16 protein-coding genes are annotated in these 17,282 nt (G+C 66.1%); 2 read left to right on the top strand and 14 right to left on the bottom strand.

From position 1 onward, the window contains the following. The first annotated feature begins 49 nt into the window (after positions 1-49). Positions 50-985: an SPFH domain-containing protein gene (locus BLJ79_RS12115; RefSeq protein WP_071215003.1), complete on the top strand. Its 936-nt coding sequence runs from the start codon at positions 50-52 to the stop codon at positions 983-985. 181 nt (positions 986-1,166) lie between these two features. Then, complete coding sequence (locus tag BLJ79_RS12110) at positions 1,167-1,526, top strand: RNA polymerase-binding protein RbpA (protein WP_071215002.1); 360 nt, start codon at positions 1,167-1,169, stop codon at positions 1,524-1,526. Between the two features lie 98 nt (positions 1,527-1,624). On the opposite strand, the gene BLJ79_RS12105 is transcribed toward BLJ79_RS12110, so the two are convergent. From BLJ79_RS12105 to dop, 14 genes are all read right to left on the bottom strand, one after another. Continuing rightward, positions 1,625-2,353 carry a polyprenol monophosphomannose synthase gene (locus BLJ79_RS12105; protein WP_071215001.1) on the bottom strand — a complete coding sequence of 243 codons (729 nt, stop codon included), beginning with the start codon at positions 2,351-2,353 and terminating at the stop codon, positions 1,625-1,627. 535 nt (positions 2,354-2,888) lie between these two features. Continuing rightward, complete coding sequence (locus tag BLJ79_RS12100; protein WP_071215000.1) at positions 2,889-4,505, bottom strand: amidohydrolase; 1,617 nt, start codon at positions 4,503-4,505, stop codon at positions 2,889-2,891. Positions 4,506-4,596: 91 nt separating this feature from the next. After that, on the bottom strand, positions 4,597-7,386 hold the full coding sequence (locus tag BLJ79_RS12095) for a DEAD/DEAH box helicase (protein ID WP_071214999.1): 2,790 nt from the start codon (positions 7,384-7,386) through the stop codon (positions 4,597-4,599). A 69-nt stretch (positions 7,387-7,455) separates the two neighbouring features. Beyond that, positions 7,456-8,292 carry a twin-arginine translocase subunit TatC gene (gene tatC, locus BLJ79_RS12090; protein ID WP_342592443.1) on the bottom strand — a complete coding sequence of 279 codons (837 nt, stop codon included), beginning with the start codon at positions 8,290-8,292 and terminating at the stop codon, positions 7,456-7,458. Between the two features lie 6 nt (positions 8,293-8,298). Beyond that, the gene (gene tatA, locus BLJ79_RS12085; RefSeq protein ID WP_071214997.1) at positions 8,299-8,523 is read right to left on the bottom strand and encodes a Sec-independent protein translocase subunit TatA; all 225 of its coding nucleotides are present in this window, start codon (positions 8,521-8,523) and stop codon (positions 8,299-8,301) included. A gap of 34 nt (positions 8,524-8,557) precedes the next feature. Then, a complete protein-coding gene (locus tag BLJ79_RS12080) occupies positions 8,558-8,917 on the bottom strand; it encodes a hypothetical protein (protein WP_139194843.1) in 360 nt (119 codons plus the stop codon). Between the two features lie 2 nt (positions 8,918-8,919). Continuing rightward, positions 8,920-10,875 (bottom strand): helix-turn-helix transcriptional regulator, encoded by a 1,956-nt coding sequence (locus BLJ79_RS12075; protein WP_139194842.1) that lies wholly within the window; start codon positions 10,873-10,875, stop codon positions 8,920-8,922. 126 nt (positions 10,876-11,001) lie between these two features. Then, the gene (locus BLJ79_RS12070; protein ID WP_071214995.1) at positions 11,002-11,397 is read right to left on the bottom strand and encodes an FKBP-type peptidyl-prolyl cis-trans isomerase; all 396 of its coding nucleotides are present in this window, start codon (positions 11,395-11,397) and stop codon (positions 11,002-11,004) included. 39 nt (positions 11,398-11,436) lie between these two features. Beyond that, positions 11,437-12,396: an FKBP-type peptidyl-prolyl cis-trans isomerase gene (locus tag BLJ79_RS12065; RefSeq protein ID WP_175475471.1), complete on the bottom strand. Its 960-nt coding sequence runs from the start codon at positions 12,394-12,396 to the stop codon at positions 11,437-11,439. Positions 12,397-12,502: 106 nt separating this feature from the next. Continuing rightward, entirely contained in the window at positions 12,503-13,900 is a 1,398-nt protein-coding gene (pafA, locus tag BLJ79_RS12060) for a Pup--protein ligase (protein ID WP_071214993.1), read from the bottom strand. Positions 13,901-13,907: 7 nt separating this feature from the next. Then, positions 13,908-14,618: a proteasome subunit alpha gene (gene prcA / locus BLJ79_RS12055; protein WP_071214992.1), complete on the bottom strand. Its 711-nt coding sequence runs from the start codon at positions 14,616-14,618 to the stop codon at positions 13,908-13,910. Next, entirely contained in the window at positions 14,619-15,410 is a 792-nt protein-coding gene (gene prcB, locus BLJ79_RS12050) for a proteasome subunit beta (protein WP_071214991.1), read from the bottom strand. Beyond that, a complete protein-coding gene (locus BLJ79_RS12045; RefSeq protein ID WP_071214990.1) occupies positions 15,407-15,586 on the bottom strand; it encodes a ubiquitin-like protein Pup in 180 nt (59 codons plus the stop codon). The genes prcB and BLJ79_RS12045 overlap by 4 nt, the downstream gene beginning before the upstream one ends. 106 nt (positions 15,587-15,692) lie before the next feature. Beyond that, complete coding sequence (gene dop / locus BLJ79_RS12040) at positions 15,693-17,273, bottom strand: depupylase/deamidase Dop (RefSeq protein ID WP_083411249.1); 1,581 nt, start codon at positions 17,271-17,273, stop codon at positions 15,693-15,695. Between the last annotated feature and the right edge of the window lie 9 nt (positions 17,274-17,282).

The raw sequence follows: 17,282 nt of genomic DNA, 5'->3' as shown, positions 1-17,282 counted from the left end.
ACAAGTTTTCGGCGTCTGGAACATGGCGCCCCAACGAAAGAGAGAAGAGATGCAAACATCGGGCCTTGGCCTCACGGTCGTCCTGGTAGTACTGGCAATCTTCGTGATCATCGTGCTGCTGCGCTCCGTGCGCATCGTGCCGCAGGCGCGGGCCGGGATCGTGGAGCGGCTGGGCAAGTACCATCGCACATTGCTTCCCGGGCTGACGATCTTGATTCCGTTTGTTGACCGTTTGCTGCCGATGCTGGACCTTCGCGAACAGGTTGTGAGCTTTCCGCCGCAGCCGGTGATTACGGAGGACAACCTGGTGGTCTCCATCGACACCGTGGTCTACTTCCAGATCACCGAGCCGCGTGCAGCGACCTACGAAATCGCCAACTACATCCAGGCTGTGGAGCAGCTGACAACCACCACGCTTCGTAACGTCGTCGGCGGGCTGAACCTCGAAGAGGCACTGACCAGCCGCGACCAGATCAACGGCCAGCTGCGTGGCGTCCTTGACGAGGCCACCGGCAAGTGGGGCATCCGCGTCTCCCGTGTCGAACTCAAGGCCATCGATCCACCGCTGTCGATCCAGGACTCCATGGAGAAGCAGATGCGCGCCGAGCGCGACCGCCGTGCCGCGATCCTCACCGCCGAAGGCACCAAGCAGTCGGCAATCCTCACCGCCGAAGGCCAACGCCAGGCATCCATCCTGAAAGCGGAGGGCGACGCCAAGGCGGCCATCCTGCGTGCCGACGGCGAGTCGGCGGCCATCCAGAAGGTCTTCGACGCGATCCACGCCGGAAAGCCGGACCAGAAGCTGCTGGCCTACCAGTACCTGCAGATGCTGCCGAAGATCGCCGAAGGCACCGCCAACAAACTGTGGATCATTCCCAGCGAGGTCGGCGAGGCCCTGAAGGGGATCGGCGGCGCATTGGGCAACTTCAACGAAGGCCCGGACGACGACCAGAAGCCGGAAGGCACCAGCAGCACCCTGATGTAACGGCCTGTTTCAGGCGGCAAAATATCGGGCGGGCGACCTCACAAGCGAGGATGCCCGCCCGAAGCCGCGTTTGGGCCGTATAATGGAAACTTCGAGACTTGCGCCCCGCGGGAATTTTATGCTGGACCGGGACGTTGAAATCGGTAGCCGAACCCGTATGTAATCGCAGTAGGGAGACAATATGAGCGATCGCAGCCTGCGAGGAATGCGCCTTGGCGCACAGAGCATGGAAACTGAGGCTGGCGTCGAGCCAGCAGCGCGCCAGCGCGTTGAATACCGTTGCGAAGACGGCGAGCAGGTGTTCGTGATTTTTGCCGCAGAGGCAGACATCCCGGCAACCTGGACTTCCAAGACCGGCAAGATTGCATCGCTGGTCAACGGCGACGCACAGCCGGAGGAGACCAACGAGAAGCCGGTGCGCACCCACTGGGACATGCTCCTCGAGCGCCGGTCCGTCGAAGAACTGGAAACGATCCTGAAGGATCGCCTGGACAAGTTGCGCGCCACCCGTGGTGCAGCCCAGGCAGCATTGAAGGGCTAACAACACCCCTCTGTTTGCTGCAATGGCGAGGGCCCGAATGGATGATCCATTCGGGCCCTCGCCATGTCCGGCCGCATCCGGGATGCGGCCGGCGGGTACTACTTGCGTCCGGTGAGCTTCTTCCAGCGGGCGCTCAGGCCCCACCGGGTCACGTTCAGCATGGCCTCGACAACGATGTTTCCGCTCATCTTCGAGACGCCAAGTTCGCGTTCGACGAAGGTGATCGGCACCTCGACGATCTTCTTGCCCAGCTGGGCCACGCGGAAGGTCATGTCGACCTGGAAGCCATAGCCCACCGACTCGATGGCGTTGAAGTCCAGGGCCTCGAGGGTCTCGCGGCGGAACGCGCGGAAGCCGGCGGTGATGTCGCGCAGGTTCACGCCCAGCATGGTGCGGGAGTAGAAGCTGCCCACGCGGGAAATCATCTTGCGGTGCAGCGGCCAGTTGACGACCGAGCCGCCCTTGACCCAGCGCGAACCGATGACCAGGTCAGCGCCCTTGGGGATTTCCGCCAGCAGCAGGGGAAGCTGCTCGGGCTTGTGTGAACCATCGGCATCCATCTCCACCAGGACGTCGTACCCGGCGTCCAAGGCCCAGCGGAACCCGGCCAGGTAGGCGGCGCCCAGGCCGGCCTTGCCCGTGCGGTGCATGACGTGGATGGATTTGTCCTCGGCAGCCATCTTGTCTGCCAGGGCGCCGGTGCCGTCCGGGGAATTGTCGTCAACGATCAAGACATCCGAATCAGGCACCGCGGCACGCAAGCGGCCCACGGTGATGGGCAGCGATTCAAGCTCGTTGTAGGTCGGAATGATCGTGACTACGCGCACGCGGCAGTCCCTTTCTGCTGATGGAACGATCCGCGGAAAAAGGCCGCAAGGGGCCAGGTACCAAGGTGCCGCGTAGGGTTAACCCGCTGCGACTGGTTTCAGGGATCGGGTGGGGGTCAGTGCACAATTATACGCAACCGCTCCCCCGAAACCCGGCTCCCAGCCGTGTGACGCGCAAGACGATTCGACCCACCGGCCGGACACACAAATCGACCCCGCGGCTTCGGTCCGTCCCTCCCGGCCGACGAGCGGCCAGGAAGGTGTTATCTAATGCCAACGGGGTCAATTTGTTCTTGCGGACCGGAATACCGGTAAGCCGGATCGAAGGATCAGACACTGGTAACAGCCTACCGTCCAGTTTTTAGCTGTCAACCGTTTCCGGACCACTGGCTACGTGAATTCAATCAGGTCAACCGATATATGGCGCGCTGACCAGCATTCAAGGAACTTGACGAGGCCTCGCGCAAATACTTCGATTCCGGCCTTGCCAAAACACTTTTTCTCTGAACCCAACGGCGGGGGAGCCCCGGTCCGCCTAGGCTCCGCCCATCGCGTCGAAAATCACGTTGCCGGCACGCACCGTGCGCAGGCAATTGGGCAGCTCGTCTTCCAGCACCGGGAGCATCGGGGTGCCGGCGCGGGCATCGGTGCTCCAGGACGAGACACGAAGGTCCGGTGTCTGTACGGAAAGCTCGGTGGCATCCCATACCGCAAACGTGGCCTCGGCGCCGTTGACCAACTGCCCCGCCATCGGGTTCGGCGATCCCAGGGCACGGAAACCGGAGCGGGTGTGGGCCATGAAAGCCGCCCTGGCCGAGATCCGTGCCTGCGGATCGCTCAATTCCAGGCAGGCCTTCACCGCTGCCCACGGGCTGGCCGCGGTGACAGGGGCATCGGAGCCGATGACCACCGGGACCCCGGCCGAGAGGAACTGTCCAACGCCGTTCATGGCCGCCGCCCGGGCATCGCCCAGGCGCTGGGTGTACAGCCCCCCTGCCCCTCCCCAGGCAGCATCGAAGCCCGGCTGCATGGATGCGGTCAGAGCGAAGTCCAGCATGCGGCCGCGTGCGGCCGCATCGACCATTTCCACGTGCTCCAGGCGGTGCCGCCCGGCCTGGACCTTGGCCAGTCCCACGGATTCGGCCGCCTTGGCAAAGCCCTCGAGGGCCACGTCGAGACCGGCATCGCCGATGACGTGGAAGGAAGCCTGGATCCCGGCCAGTGAACACGCCGCGACGTGCGCGCTGATCTGTTCGACGCCTAGGTAGGAGGTGCCCCGTTCGCCGGCGGCGTCTGCGTAGTCCTCGCGCAGCAACGCGGTGCGCGAACCGATCGAACCGTCGATGTTCAGGTCCCCGCCCAGTCCGACGACCGCAGCGGAATTGAACGAGGCCAGCAGCGTGCGGGCTTCTTCCTCGGTGCCCACGAGTTCCGCCCAGTAGGCGAAGACCTCGGGTGTTGCGGCCTTGTCCGCGTCGGTGCGGGCCAGCAGCGCCTCGAGGTCCGCGCGGCCGGAGATCTGCCCGGCAGCCATCTCCACGACCGTTCCGTGCCCGGTGGAGGCCAGGTGCGCCAGGGCGCGATTGCGGTTTTCGGAGTTGGTGGCTTCGTCAAAGGCGAAGATCGCATCCCGGATGCGCCCGTGGGCCTTCCCGCGGACCAGGGCGCCGGTGTATTCGAGACCTTCGGACAGGCCGAAGCGCATGGCCAGCTTGGGACTGATGAGGGCCGAATGCACGTCGACGCGCGCCAGGTAGACCTCGCGGTCGGGAGCCGCCTGCTGCAACTGCTCGCTGGTGGGCAGCGTGCCGTCGCCAAAGGTCGATTCGTCCCAGCCGGCGCCGAGGAGCAGGCCGCTGCCCTGCGCCGCCGCGGCGACGGCCTCGAGCACCTCGCCGGTGCTGCGGGCATTGCCCAGGTCCAGTCCGTTGAGCGAGGCACCGAGCGAACCCAGGTGGACGTGGGAGTCCACGAAGGCCGGGGTGATGAGTGCGCCTTGCAAATCGATCTCCGTTATCCGCGCATCCAGCAGCGCGCCGGCGGCGGATTCGGTCCCGATCCACGCCACGGTGCCGTCCTCGACCAGCATGGCGGTCGCAAAGGGATCGGCCGGGGAATAGATGGAACCATTGCGGTACAACTCAACAGACATTTCTTACCTTTGCTTTAAGCTGGCACGCACGAAAATCCCTCGGCGTGCTTCGATCCAACAGATGCCGGGCCGGGCCCGGGAGAGTGTGGTCCTAGTCGACCACGTTTGAATAGGAGACGACCCCGCGGCGGACGCGTTGGACCGCGCGGTTGCAGGACCGGGCCAATCCCGCATCCAGGTCGGGGATCTTGGCCAGCTGGTCCAGCACGTCGATGACCTGCTTGGCCCAGCGCACGAAGTCCCCGGCCGCCAGGTCCGTGCCGCGCAGGCACTCGCGCAGGTCCGAGCCCCGCGCCCACTTGTAGATCGGCCAGATCAGCCCGGAATCCGGGGCGGCGGTCTCGGGCAGCCCGGCATTCGCCTCGACATCCGAGAGCCGCGACCACAGGTTCACCGACGCTTCCCAGGCGATCTGGATCTTCGTGGTGGGCATGCGCGGGTCGGGCCCGTGGTCTTCGCGCCTCGCCTGGAAGACCAAGGCGGAGATGAACCCGGCCAGCTCCTCCGCGGTCATTTCGTTCATGGCCCCGGTCTCCATGACCAGCGAGGTCAGCAGGTCGCGTTCGCCGTAGATGCGGCGCAGCCGCTGCCCGGCGGCGGTGATCTGGGCCTGGCCCAGGTCGTCGGACGCGGGCACCAGGTACTCGAAGTCCTCCAGCACCTTGGCCACCTTGTCGAAGGTCTTGGAAATGGTGTTGGTGCGGCCACTGATCTGGGAGCGCAGCTTGTTGGTGTCGCGCAAGAGCTTGGAGTAGCGCTCGCCCCAGCGGGCGTGGTCTTCGCGTTCCGGGCACCCGTGGCAGGGGTGCGCCTTCAGGGTGGCGCGCAGCTGGGTGATGCGGGCTTCCTCCTCGTCGCTGCCGGTGAACCTGTACTCCGGGGCGTCCTCGCGCGGCGGGCGGGACTCGGCCAGCGCGCTGTGCAGCGAGGCGGCCAGGTCCCTGCGTTCCTTGGGGCTGCGCCCGGTGAAGCCCTTGGGGATCCGGATCCGGGAGATGACCTCGACCGGGCCGTTGAGGTCCTGGACGCCGACACGGCGGATGTGCTTGTCCTCGGTCAGCACCGTGGGGCGCGGGTCGTTCCAGGCCGAATCCTGTTCGATGACCACGCAGCGCCCGAGCCGCCGGGTGCCGGTGACCTCGATGATGTCGCCGCGGACCAGGGATTCCAGGGATTCGGTCGCCGACGCGCGGCGCAGCCGGGATATGGTTTTCGCCGCGTCTTTTTCGGCCGTGGACAACTCGGCCCGCAGCACCGCGTACTCGGTGAAATCCCCCAGGTGGCAGGTCATCGACTTCTTGTACCCCGCCAGCGATTCCTCGCGGGAGCGGACCTGGCGGGCCATGCCCACCACGGAGCGGTCGGCCTGGAACTGGGCGAAGGAGGTCTCCAGGATGCCGCGGGCCCGTTCCCTGCCGAATTGCGAGGTCAGGTTCAGCGACATGTTGTAGGTGGGACGGAAGCTCGAGTTCAACGGGTAGGTCCGCTTCGAGGCGAGCCCGGCCACTGCGGCCGGGTCGGTGTCCTGCTGCCACAGCACCACCGCGTGGCCCTCGACGTCGATGCCGCGGCGCCCGGCGCGGCCCGTCAGCTGGGTGTACTCCCCCGCGGTGATGGCCACGTGTGATTCGCCGTTGAATTTCTCCAGCTTTTCCATGACCACCGAACGGGCGGGCATGTTCACGCCCAGTGCCAGTGTTTCGGTGGCGAACACGGCCTTGACCAAGCCGCGGACGAAGAGGTCTTCGACGACTTCCTTGAAGATCGGCAGCAACCCGGCATGGTGGGCCGCGAAGCCGCGCATCAGGCCCTCGCGCCATGGCCAGAAGCCCAGCACCTCCAAGTCGTCCGGCGGCAGCTTGTGCGCCACCAGGTCGATGCTCTGCTCGATTTCGGTGGCCTCGGCGATGGTGGTCAGGGCCAGGCCCGAACGCACGCACTGCGCAACGGCCGCGTCGCAGCCGTTGCGGGAGAAGATGAACACCAGCAAGGGCAGCAGCCCTGCCTGGTCAAGGGCCATGATCATGTCGGGGCGCGAAACCCGGGTGCTGAGCTGCTCGCGCTGCGCCCCCCATGATCCCCCGCCACGGCGCGAGCGGCCGCGCTGCGAGCGTGGGCCGGCCATGGCGCGGTGTGCCATCTTGGTCAGCTCGGGGTTGACCTCCGCGGCGCGCTCCGGTGCATTGGCGACCTGGTCGAAGGACACGTCCTCGGCGAACAGGTCAAGGAGCCGGCCGCCGACCATGACGTGCTGGAACAAAGGGATGGGGCGGTGCTCGGAGACGATGATGCTGGTGTCCCCACGCACGGTGTCGAGCCAGCCGCCGAATTCCTCGGCGTTGGAGACCGTGGCCGACAGCGAGATCACCTGGACGTCGTCGCGCAGGTGGATAATCACTTCTTCCCACACGGCCCCGCGGAATTTGTCGGCCAGGTAATGGACCTCGTCCATGACCACGAATCCGAGCGAGTCGAGGGTGTCTGAGTCCGCGTAGAGCATGTTGCGGAGCACCTCGGTGGTCATGACAACGATCTCGGCCTCGCCGTTGATGGTCATGTCCCCGGTGAGCAGCCCGACCCGCTCGGGGCCGTAGGTGGCCACGAGGTCGGAGTACTTCTGGTTGCTCAGCGCCTTGATGGGTGTGGTGTAGAAGGCCTTGCGGCCGGAACGCAGCGCCTGGAAGATGGCGAATTCGCCGACCACGGTCTTTCCCGCGCCCGTCGGGGCGGCGACCAGCACACCGGAACCGGTGGCAACGGCACGGCAGGCCTCTTCCTGGAAGGGATCAAGGTCGAAGCCCAGGGTGGCGCGGAACTCGGCAAGCCCGGTTCCTTCCTCCTGCGGTTGTTCCTTGGCTGCGGTGTATCGCTCGGCCGGCATGCTCACGCTGCGACCCCTTTCAGGAGGGTAGTAGGTGCGCCCGCGTCCGTGTTGCGGACGCGCGCGTTCCTATGGAAGATCCGGCGAGTCGGGAATGCTGGACCCCTCGCCTGCGTTGGCGGCGTTTTCCGCCTCAAGTTGTGCACGTTTCTTGTCGCGCTTCTTGTCGTTCAGGTGGCAGATCAGCGTTGCCGTCGCAAAGGTCACGAACAGCGGGCCGGCCAGCGCAAACATGGTGATCGCATCGCCGCCGGGTGCCGCCATGGCTGCCACGAGGGCAATGAGGAAGACCGTGATGCGCCAGTGCTTCATGATCAGCTTGGCCTTGAGCACTCCGACCATGTTCAGCCCCACCATCAGCACCGGAGCCAGCATGGCCAGTCCGAAGGCGATCAGCAGGCGGAAGACGAACGGGAGGTAGGTGTCGGTGGTGAGCCAGGACTGCGCGTTTTCCGGGGTCAGCGAGATGAAGAACTTCAGGGCGTGCGGAAGCACCCAGTAGGCCATGCCCACGCCGAGGATGAACAGCGGTGCCGCCGCGGCGGCGAAGCCGATGGCGGTGTTGCGTTCCTTCTTCTTCAGGCCCGGGACGATGAAGGCCCAGAGCTGGTAGATCCAGATGGGCGCGGAGAAGACCAGGCCCAGGAGGAGCGATGTCTTGAGCATGATGTCGAAGGGTGCCATCACGGAGGTGAAGTTGACTTCGCCGCCGTACGCGCGCACCGGCGCGATGATCAGCTCGAGGACATTGTCATAGAGGAAGAACCCTCCGACCGTTCCCAGCACCAGGGCAATCAGCGATATGAAGAGACGGTTCCTGGCCTCGACCAGGTGTTCCTTCAGGGCCATGCGGCCCTCGGGATTTTTCTTCCGCCCCTTGGTGGCAGCAGCTTCTTGTTCGCTCACGAAATATTAGGCGTTGTTCTCACGACGGTCGGGATCAACGATCTTGCCCTCGACGGTTTCGTCGCCGGCAGCAGGACCCTTGTCGTCGTCCTTCATCTGGCGGACCTCGGACTTGAAGATGCGCAGGGACTGGCCGACGGAGCGTGCCAAACCGGGAAGCTTCGGGGCACCGAACAGCAGCAGCGCCAAAATTACGATGATGACCAGATGCCATCCTTGGATTCCACCCATGGGGAACCTACCTTTCAATCGTGTTAAGTCTACGTCAGAAGAGTTCTAAATCGCTTACGCGCTGGGGTTGTCCGCGCAGGGCTTTGCGCTTCACGCGTGTGTTGCGGCGGGCGGTGGCGCGACGAAGCTTGCCGGCCTCGTATCCCTGGCGTGCGGCATCGGGAGCCTGGAACAGGGCGGCCACCCCGGCCGGGGTCCTGTCGGATGGCTGGGGGTAGTCGCGGTCCTCGGCCTCGGCATCCATCGAGGCGCCGCTGCGGTCCATGGCCTCGCCGACCTCGTGGGCCAGTGCCATGAAGCCGCGAAAGAGCCTGATCCCGGCCAGCACCAGGAAGAGCAGCGTGGCCAAGGCCAGGACGGTCCACAGCAGGACCCAAAACCACCAAGGCAACATCGCTACTTCACTTCCTGGGAGTCGACGGCCGCACGAAGCCAGGTCTCGACCTCGGCGCGCAGGGAATCGGGGCCGATGACCCGCAGGTCCCCGCCGTGGTAGGCGACCATGCCCGGCATGGTCGAGGTGGAGGGCATCCGGATCTCGGCAATGTGCTCTTCCCCGGCCTTGGCCCAGCTCTCCGGTGCGTACTCCTCCACCAGGGCCGCCAGCCGCGGGGCAAAGCCCAGGACCACGAGCTCGTCGGCGGGGCCGGGGGTGAAGAAGATGTCGGCCTCGTCCTCGTGCCGTTGCGCATCGAAGTCGAAGAGAGTCCCGGGGAGGGACGCGGACTGGATCCGGTCGATGCGGAAGGACCGGATCTCGTCGTTGGGGATCGAGAAGGCGCGAAGGTACTGGCGTCCTGCGTTCTCCAGGAGCCGGATCGGCTCGACCCGCCGGACGGTGACGGCATCGCTGGAGGCACTGTAGTAGGTCAGTTCGACAACCCGGCGTTCGCGGATGGCCCGGGCCAGGGTTGCATGGATCTCGTTTTCCTCGGCGGAGCGCAGGGTGATGGACAAAACCGCTTCCAGGCCCTCGAATCCGACGGCGGCGGCCTGCAGCTTCGCGTGGGCGGAATCGACGGCAGCGGCGTGTTCGAATCCCGGGAGCCCGCGCAGCGAGGCCAGTCCCGCGAGCATCGTCGCGGCCTCGGGAAGGCTGAGCCTGATCGGTGCGTTGAGGGCCTCGGCGTTGTTGATGCTGATGGTCCCGGCCTCCCATTCCACGTCGATCAGTTCGTCGGGCAAGCCGTTGGGCACCCCGCACATCATGATGGTTTGCAGGTGGGCCAGCAGCTGCTTTTCAGTCAACCCGAAGTGGGTGGCCGTTTGCACAACGCTTGGTGAACCGTGGCTGGCCACGTAGGAAATGATGTCGAGGTTCCGTGCCACGGCCTCGGTCGAGGGCGGCCGGCCGGCGTTGCGGCGCTTGCCGAGCTTGTAGTCGGGGACCGGGAGGTTCGAGGCAGCCAGCGCCCCGTCGAGCTTCCGGCGCACCACGGCCGCCAGCGATGCCGGTTCCAGCACGCGGGCGTTGCCGCCAAGCTTGGCCACGTCGGCCGCCAGTGCCATGAGATCGTGGAATTGCAGGGAAAGTTCGTCGCGGTCCTGGCCCGGGGTGATGGATGCGGCGCGTGAGCGCAGTGCCCAGCCGGTGTCCTTGGCCACCGAGATCCTGGCGGTCTGCCCGGCGATGTCGGGATCCAGCCGGCCCAGGGTTTGGGCCATGGAGAACCCGGCGGGGCGGGAGTCGTGGGCCTTGCCGGTGTGGATGGGGCTGAGGATGCGGGTGAGCCGGAACATCCGCACGTCCTGGCGCTTGTGGTCCAGGCCCACCAGGTACCAGTTCCCGAAGCGGGATCCGATCCCCCAGGCATCGATGGTCCGTTCGCTGGTGCGGCCCTGCGCATCGAAGTACTCGAAGGAGACTACCTGGTGTGCCCAGACAGCTTCCAGGCAGGCGGCGAAGGCCGGCCCGGCGGCGTGCAGGCGCGGGACGTATTCGGTGAACCGGACCCCGTGCCCGGTGTCTTCCAAGCCGGCCGAGAGCCTGCCGTTGGCCCGGGCGGCGGAGGATTCCAGGTCGGTGTCCTTCCACAGCTGTGCCGCCAGGCCCAGCACCGCGGCTTCCTCGGTGCTGAAGCTGACTTCGGGCAGCCTGTAGCTTTCGGGGGTGATCAGGTAGCGTTCGTCGGATCCGGTGCCCAGGGTCTTCACCGGAACGCCCATCTCGCGAAGGTCCTTCTTGTCCCGGTCGAACTTCCTGTCGAAGGCGGCGTCGTTCAGCCCCTGGTAGTCGTCAACGATCTTGCGCAGCTCACGCTTGGAATACCCGTGCGGGGTGTTGATCAACGCATAGGTGAGACTGACGAGTTTCTCGGCACGGGAAGGACCGCCGGAATTAATTTGAGCCACGTCCGCAAGATTACCCCGTGGCGACGAACCCGGGCCAATGCAACGCCGCGTTAACGGCCCTTGGCCGTGTTTTCCCGGTTCAACATGGGAAAACACGGCCAAGGGCGTCGATCGGTGAAGCCGTGCCTAGCGCACTGCCACCAGGTCCACGACGAAGATCAAGGCTTCGTTGGGGCCGATGGCCCCGCCGGCGCCACGGGAACCGTAGGCCATTTCCGAGGGGATTTCCAGGCGGCGGCGGCCGCCGACCTTCATCCCGATCAGGCCCTGGTCCCAGCCCTGGATGACCTGGCCGACGCCGGCACGGAAGTCCAGCGGGGCGCCGCGGTTCCAGGAGGCGTCGAATTCCTCGCCGGTGGACCAAGCCACGCCGACGTAGTGGGCGGAGATGTTCGAGCCCGGAACGACCTCGGCACCGTCGCCGACGGCGATGTCCTCGATCTTCAGCTCGGTCGGGGCATCGGTTCCCGGGAAATCGATCTCGGGCTTGGTGCGGTCGTATTCACGCTGTCCAAAAGACATGGGTGAAGTCCTTTCGGTTGTTTGCTAGAAGCGTCCTAGCTACTTTACTTCCTTGAGCTCCACGAAGAACACCAGCGGGCCCTCGGGGGCTCCAGGGGCCCCGTCGTAGGCCAGGTCCGTCGGGATGGTCAGCATGACCTGGGTGCCGGCCTTCAGCCCGGTCAGGCCCTGGGTCCAGCCGGGGATGACGCCGTCGAGGCCGAAGTCCGAGGCCGCCCCGCGGTCGTAGCTCGAGTCGAACTGCTTGCCGTCTTCCCAGCTCACACCGGTGTAGTTGGCCGAGACCTTCGAGGTGGCGGTGGCAACCTTGCCGGTGCCCTCCTTGACGATGTCAACGACCAGTCCGGCCGGCACGTCCTTGTCCTTCGGGATGGTGATGGCCGGCTTGCCGTCCTTCATCTCGAAGGTCGGCAGCGCTCCGGCGTCCTTGAGCTTCTTGACCTCGTCGGCGCCGAGCTTCTTGGACGGCGGTGCTTTCGGCGGGATCTCCTCGGTGGAGACGACCTTGAGCACAACCACGGTTTCGGCCGGGGCCGCTTCCGGGCTTGCCGAGGGCGAGGCGCCGCCGGTTGCCGCTGCCTCGGCCGCAGGTTCGACCATGGCGATCCAGGAGCCGACCTTGGTCTGCATCAGCGTGTCGTAGAGCGCCGGGAGCTGGGCCTTGAATTCCTCGTTGGTCGGCAGCGTCACCGGCTCGCCGGCGAAGCCGGAGCCGAGCAGGCTCGCATCCGTTGCCTTGTAGGCAATGGACTTGAACTTGATGTTCTGGTTTTCCGTGATTTGATCGCCCTTGCCCTCGACGAGGACCTTGGCCGCGGTTGCCGTGGCAACCAGCGGGGTTTCGAAGGTGACCGTGGGATCGGACGCATCATCCGAACCCGGGGTGACCTTGATCGATTCCAAGGGGGCGATGTCACCGCTGGAGGCCGTCGTGGTTGAACCACAGGCCGTGACCAGCAGCAACGAGGCCGTTGCAACGAGTGCCATAACTTTGCGCACGAAATCAACTTTCATTTGGGGATTTTGGGACTTGAAACACCCACACTGAATGGTGAGCTTTCGAAAGAGGTTATAAACAGCCTAAATGCCGAATCTGTGAATCTCCTTATTGCAGGCGGCCGGATGCAACCTGGGGCGACCCGCCCATCGAGGTGATCATCTCCTGGACCCGCGGGTCCTCGTTGACGAAGGGATCCTTGCACAGCACCGTCTGGCCGGGGTGGTCGTTGAGCTTCAGGTGCACCCAGTCCACGGTGAAGTCGCGCTCCGCGTTCTTGGCGGCCCGCACAAAGTCCCCGCGCAATTTCGCCCGGGTGCTTTGCGGCGGGTTGTCCACCGCGAAGGCGATGTCCGCGGGATCCACCACGGTGGCGGCGCGCCCGCGGGCCGCCAGCAGGTGGAAAAGCCCGCGCTTGGTGTCGATGTCGTGGTAGGTCAGATCCAGCTGGGCCAGGCGTTGGGCGCCCATGTCCAGGTTGTGCCGGTCGGCGTAGGAAGTGATCAGCTTGTGCTTGATCGCCCAGTCGATTTCCGTGTCGATGCCCGAGAAGTTTCCCGATTCCACGGCATCCAGGGTCCGGGTCCACAGGTCCAGCACCGCGGGGACCTGGTCGTGGTGTGCCCCTTCGCGCTCCACGAACTCGGTGGCCAGGGTCAGGAAGCGGCGTTGCAGGGCCAGGGCGGAAAGCTCGGTGCCGTTGGCGAGCCTGACCATGGTGGTGCCGTTGAAGTCGTGGGAAATCTCGCGGATGGAGCGGATCGGGTTTTCCAGCCGTAGATCCTCCATGATCTTTCCCGACTCGATGATCCGCAGCATCAGGTCGGTGGCCCCGAGCTTGACCAGCTGGGTGGTCTCGGACATGTTCGAGTCCCCCACGATGACGTGCAGGCGGCGGAAGTACTCGGCATCCGCGTGCGGCTCGTCGCGGGTGTTGATGATGGGCCGGGAGCGGGTGGTCGCCGAGGAGACGCCCTCCCAGACATGGTCGGCGCGCTGCGAGAACGCGTAGAGCGGCTCGCCCTCGATGTTCACGATCTTTCCGGCCCCGGCAATCAGCTGCCGGGTGACCAGGAACGGGATCAGGATCTCGGCGAGCCGGGCGAACTCGAGCTTGCGCGGGATCAGGAAGTTCTCGTGGCAGCCGTAGGAGTTCCCGGCGGTGTCGGTGTTGTTCTTGAACAGGTAGAGCCGGCCGTTGTAGCCGTCGGCGGCCATGCGTTCCTCGGCGCTTTGCACCAGGTCGTTCAGGATCGCTTCCCCGGCCCGGTCGTGGGCGATCAACTGGGTCAGCTCGTCGCATTCGGCCGTGGCGTATTCGGGGTGCGATCCGACATCCAGGTAGAGCCGGGAGCCGTTGGTCAGGAACACGTTGGAGCTGCGCCCCCAGGCCACCACCCGGCGGAAGAGGTAGCGGGCCGATTCCTCCGGCGTGAGCGGGCGCCCGGTGGGGTCCGAATAGTTGATCCCGTATTCGGTTTCGATGCCGAAGATTCTGCGGTCCATGTTCTGTCTACTTCCCTGCTCCCAGTATCCGGGCGATGGTGGGGGTGTCGAGGCGGCGGAAATGGCGGTGCGAGCCGGTGGAGGTGGTCCGTTCGAGCATCGCGACCTCCAGGAGGTGGGCGTCCCCGGGGTCCTCCCCCACGCCCGGCAACACCAGTGCCGCGGCGCGGATGACCTCGTCGATGCCGGCGGCCGCCAGGTCCTTGCCCATCCAGTAGGCGTTCCAGGCCTCGCGCAGCGCCGGGGTGTCCCCGCCCATGATGATGTGCCCGGGCTGTTCGGCGATCGAGCCGTCGAAGTTCAGCGAGAACAGCGTGTCCTCGGGCGGGGTCGCCCCGAGTTCAAGGACCGCCAGTTCCACCTCGAAGGGCTTGGCCTCGGCGGTGAACACCGCACCCAGGGACTGGGCGTAGACGCTGGCCAGGCCGCGGCCGGTCACGTCGTGGCGGGAATAGGAGTAGCCGCGGGTGTCGGCGTAGCGCACCCCGGCCTGGCGCAGGGACTCGAACTCGTTGTACTTGCCCACCGCCGCGAAGGCGATGCGGTCGTAGATCTCCCCGATCTTGTGCAGCGAACCCGAGGGGTTCTCCGCGATCAGCGCGATCCCGTCGATGCAGGAGGCCGTGATAACGGCCCGTCCGCGGGCGATGCCCTTCCGGGCGAAGTCCGCCCGGTCTTTCATGAGCTGTTCGGGCGATACGTAGTATTGGGCGCTCATCTAGGACTCCCTCCCGCTGGCGGTGCGTGTGGCGATGATGTCGGCTGCCATGTCGGCCAGGATGGCGTCCTCGACGCGGTGGGCCCCGGTGGCATCCACGGTGTAGACCACCGGCCACAGGCCGCGCACGGTGTCAGGTCCCCCGGTGGCCGAGTCGTCGTCGGCGGCGTCGTAAAGCGCCTCCACGGCGACCTGCACCGCGGCGGTGGCGCCGAGGCCGGGCTGCCAGAGCTTCTTCAGCGCGCCCCGGGCATACGGGGAGCCGGAGCCGATCGAATGGTGCTCGACCTCCTCGTAGAGCCCGCCGGTGATGTCGAAGGAGAAGATCCTCCCGGTGCCGGAGAAGGTGTCGAAGCCGGCAAATAGCGGAACGACACTCATGCCCTGCAGGGCCATGGGCATGTTGGAACGGATCATCGAGGCCAGCCGGTTGGCCTTGCCGTCCAGGGACAGGCGGGTGCCCTCGATCTTTTCGTAGTGCTCCAGTTCCACGGTGAAGAGCTTGGCGATGTCGATGGCCAGGCCCGCCGCGCCGGCGATCCCGATGACCGAGTAGCTGTCGGTCTCGAAGACCTTCTCGATGCGGCGGCTGGCGATCACGTTGCCCATGGTCGCGCGGCGGTCCCCGGCCATCACGATCCCATCGGCGTAGGACAGAGCGACGATGGTGGTTCCGTGGGGCACCTGGGCGCCGGCGTCCGCCGGCAGCACGGCGCGGGTGCCGGGCAGCAGGTCGGGGCGGTCCCGGTTCAGGTGCTCCAGGAAGGAGGGCCCGGGACCGAGTTCGGTCACTGCCCGCCCTTTTGGATGAAGCCGCGCACGAATTCCTCCGCGTTTTGCTCCAGCACCCCGTCGATCTCGTCGAGCAGGTCATCGACCCCGGCGTCCTGGCCGGCGGCGGCCGTGGCTTCCTGCTCCTGCGCCTGGGTTTCTTCGCGGCGTTGTCCCGAGTGGTGTTCCTGTGTCATGGCGGTTGCGCTCTCTTCCCTCTGCTCCGGGGGCCGGTAGCGGCGACGCCGCGGCCTGGGCCCCTTGGTTGTGCTGTTACTTACATCTTGCCACTGGGTAGGGACTTTAGCTCCGCAGCGTGGCAATGAACTCGCGGATCGACAACTCCTGGTCCAGCAGCTCCCCGACCAGGGCCTTGGTGCCGCGCAACGGTTCCAGGGTCGCGATGCGCTCGAGCTTCCGGCCCCCGGGAACCGTGAAGGAGACCGAGTCCCAGCTGGCCGCCACCACGTGCTCCGGATACTGGCTGAGCACCCGCCCGCGGAAGTACGCGCGGGTGTCCTCCGGCGGGTTGGTCGCGGCGTGGGCGATCTGCGCCGGGGAATACAGGGTTTCGACCAGCCCGCGTGCGGCCAGCCGGTGGTAGAGGCCCTTCTCCGGGCGGATGTCCGCCCATTGCAGGTCCATCGCCGCGATCCGCGGGTCGGTGAAGTCCAGGCCGTGGCGCTGCGCGTAGGAGCCCATCAGCTTGTACTTGGCCACCCAGTCCACGGTGGAGGCCGCGGAGAAGACGTCGGTTTCCAGCTGGTGCAGGGTTTCCTCCCAGCGCCGCTGGATCTCCACGGTGGCCTCGTCGGTCGCATCGGTGGCGCCGCTGTGCCGGGCCGCGGCCTCGGCGTAGATCCACTGGATCTGAAGCGCGGTGAGCCGGCGCCCGTCAACCAGTTCGACCTTGGCGGTGAGTGTGGGGTCGTGGCTGATGGCCTGCAGTGCGGCGACCGGATCGCGCAGCTCGATCTCCGGGGCGGTGCCGGCCTCGATCATCGACAGCACCAGGGCCGTGGTGCCGGTGCGCAGCAGCGTGGAGATTTGCCCGAGGTTCGCGTCCCCGATGATCACGTGCAGCCGGCGGTATTTTTCCCAGTGCGCGTGCGGCTCGTCGCGGGTGTTGATGATCGGGCGGCGGATGGTGGTTTCCAGGCCGATCTGCGCCTCGAAGAAGTCCGCGCGCGCCGAGACCTGGAACCCGGGGTAGGAGCCGAGCATGCCACGGCCCACCCGCCCGGAGGCGCAGATGACCTGGCGGGTGGCGAAGAACGGGATCAGCCCCGCGGCGATCGAATCGAAGGGCACCGAACGGGGCATCAGGTAGTTCTCGTGCGCCCCGTAGGAGACCGACTTGTTGTCGGTGTTGTTCTTGTACAGGTGCACATCCGGCACCCCGGCCAGCGACTCGATGCGGCGCACAGCGGCCAGCGCCACGTGGTCCCCGGCCTGGTCCCAGAGCACCGCGTCGAACGGGTTGGTGGTTTCCGGGGAGGAGTACTCCGGGTGCGCGTGGTCCACGTAGAGCCGGGCGCCGTTGCCCAGCACCATGTTCATCAGCACCTCGTGGTCGTAGGGCCCGGCCTCGTAGAGGGTGTCCCCGATCCTCACGTCCCCGCCGGCCAGCGCCACCTGCTCGGCGTCAAGTTCCGGTTCGACGTCGGTGAGCTGGGAGGGGTCCGCCTGGGCACGCGGCTGGGTGAAGCCCCGGGCGTCGTTCAGCGGGGACTCGTCCGCGTAGTCCCAGCGGGTTCCGGCGATCTTTCCGCGGGCCTCGCGGACGGTCGCGGCATAGGCGTTGATGACCTGGGCCGAGAGCATCGTGGCGTTCGCCCCGGGCATGGAGGGGGCCAGCACCCCGTACTCGGTCTCCAGGCCCATGACCCGGTG

The organism is Arthrobacter sp. UCD-GKA (genome assembly GCF_001863355.1).
In the GTDB taxonomy this organism is placed as follows: domain Bacteria; phylum Actinomycetota; class Actinomycetes; order Actinomycetales; family Micrococcaceae; genus Paeniglutamicibacter.
The sequence above is the reverse complement of the archived record's forward strand: the minus strand, read 5'-3'. Positions and strand labels throughout refer to the sequence as shown.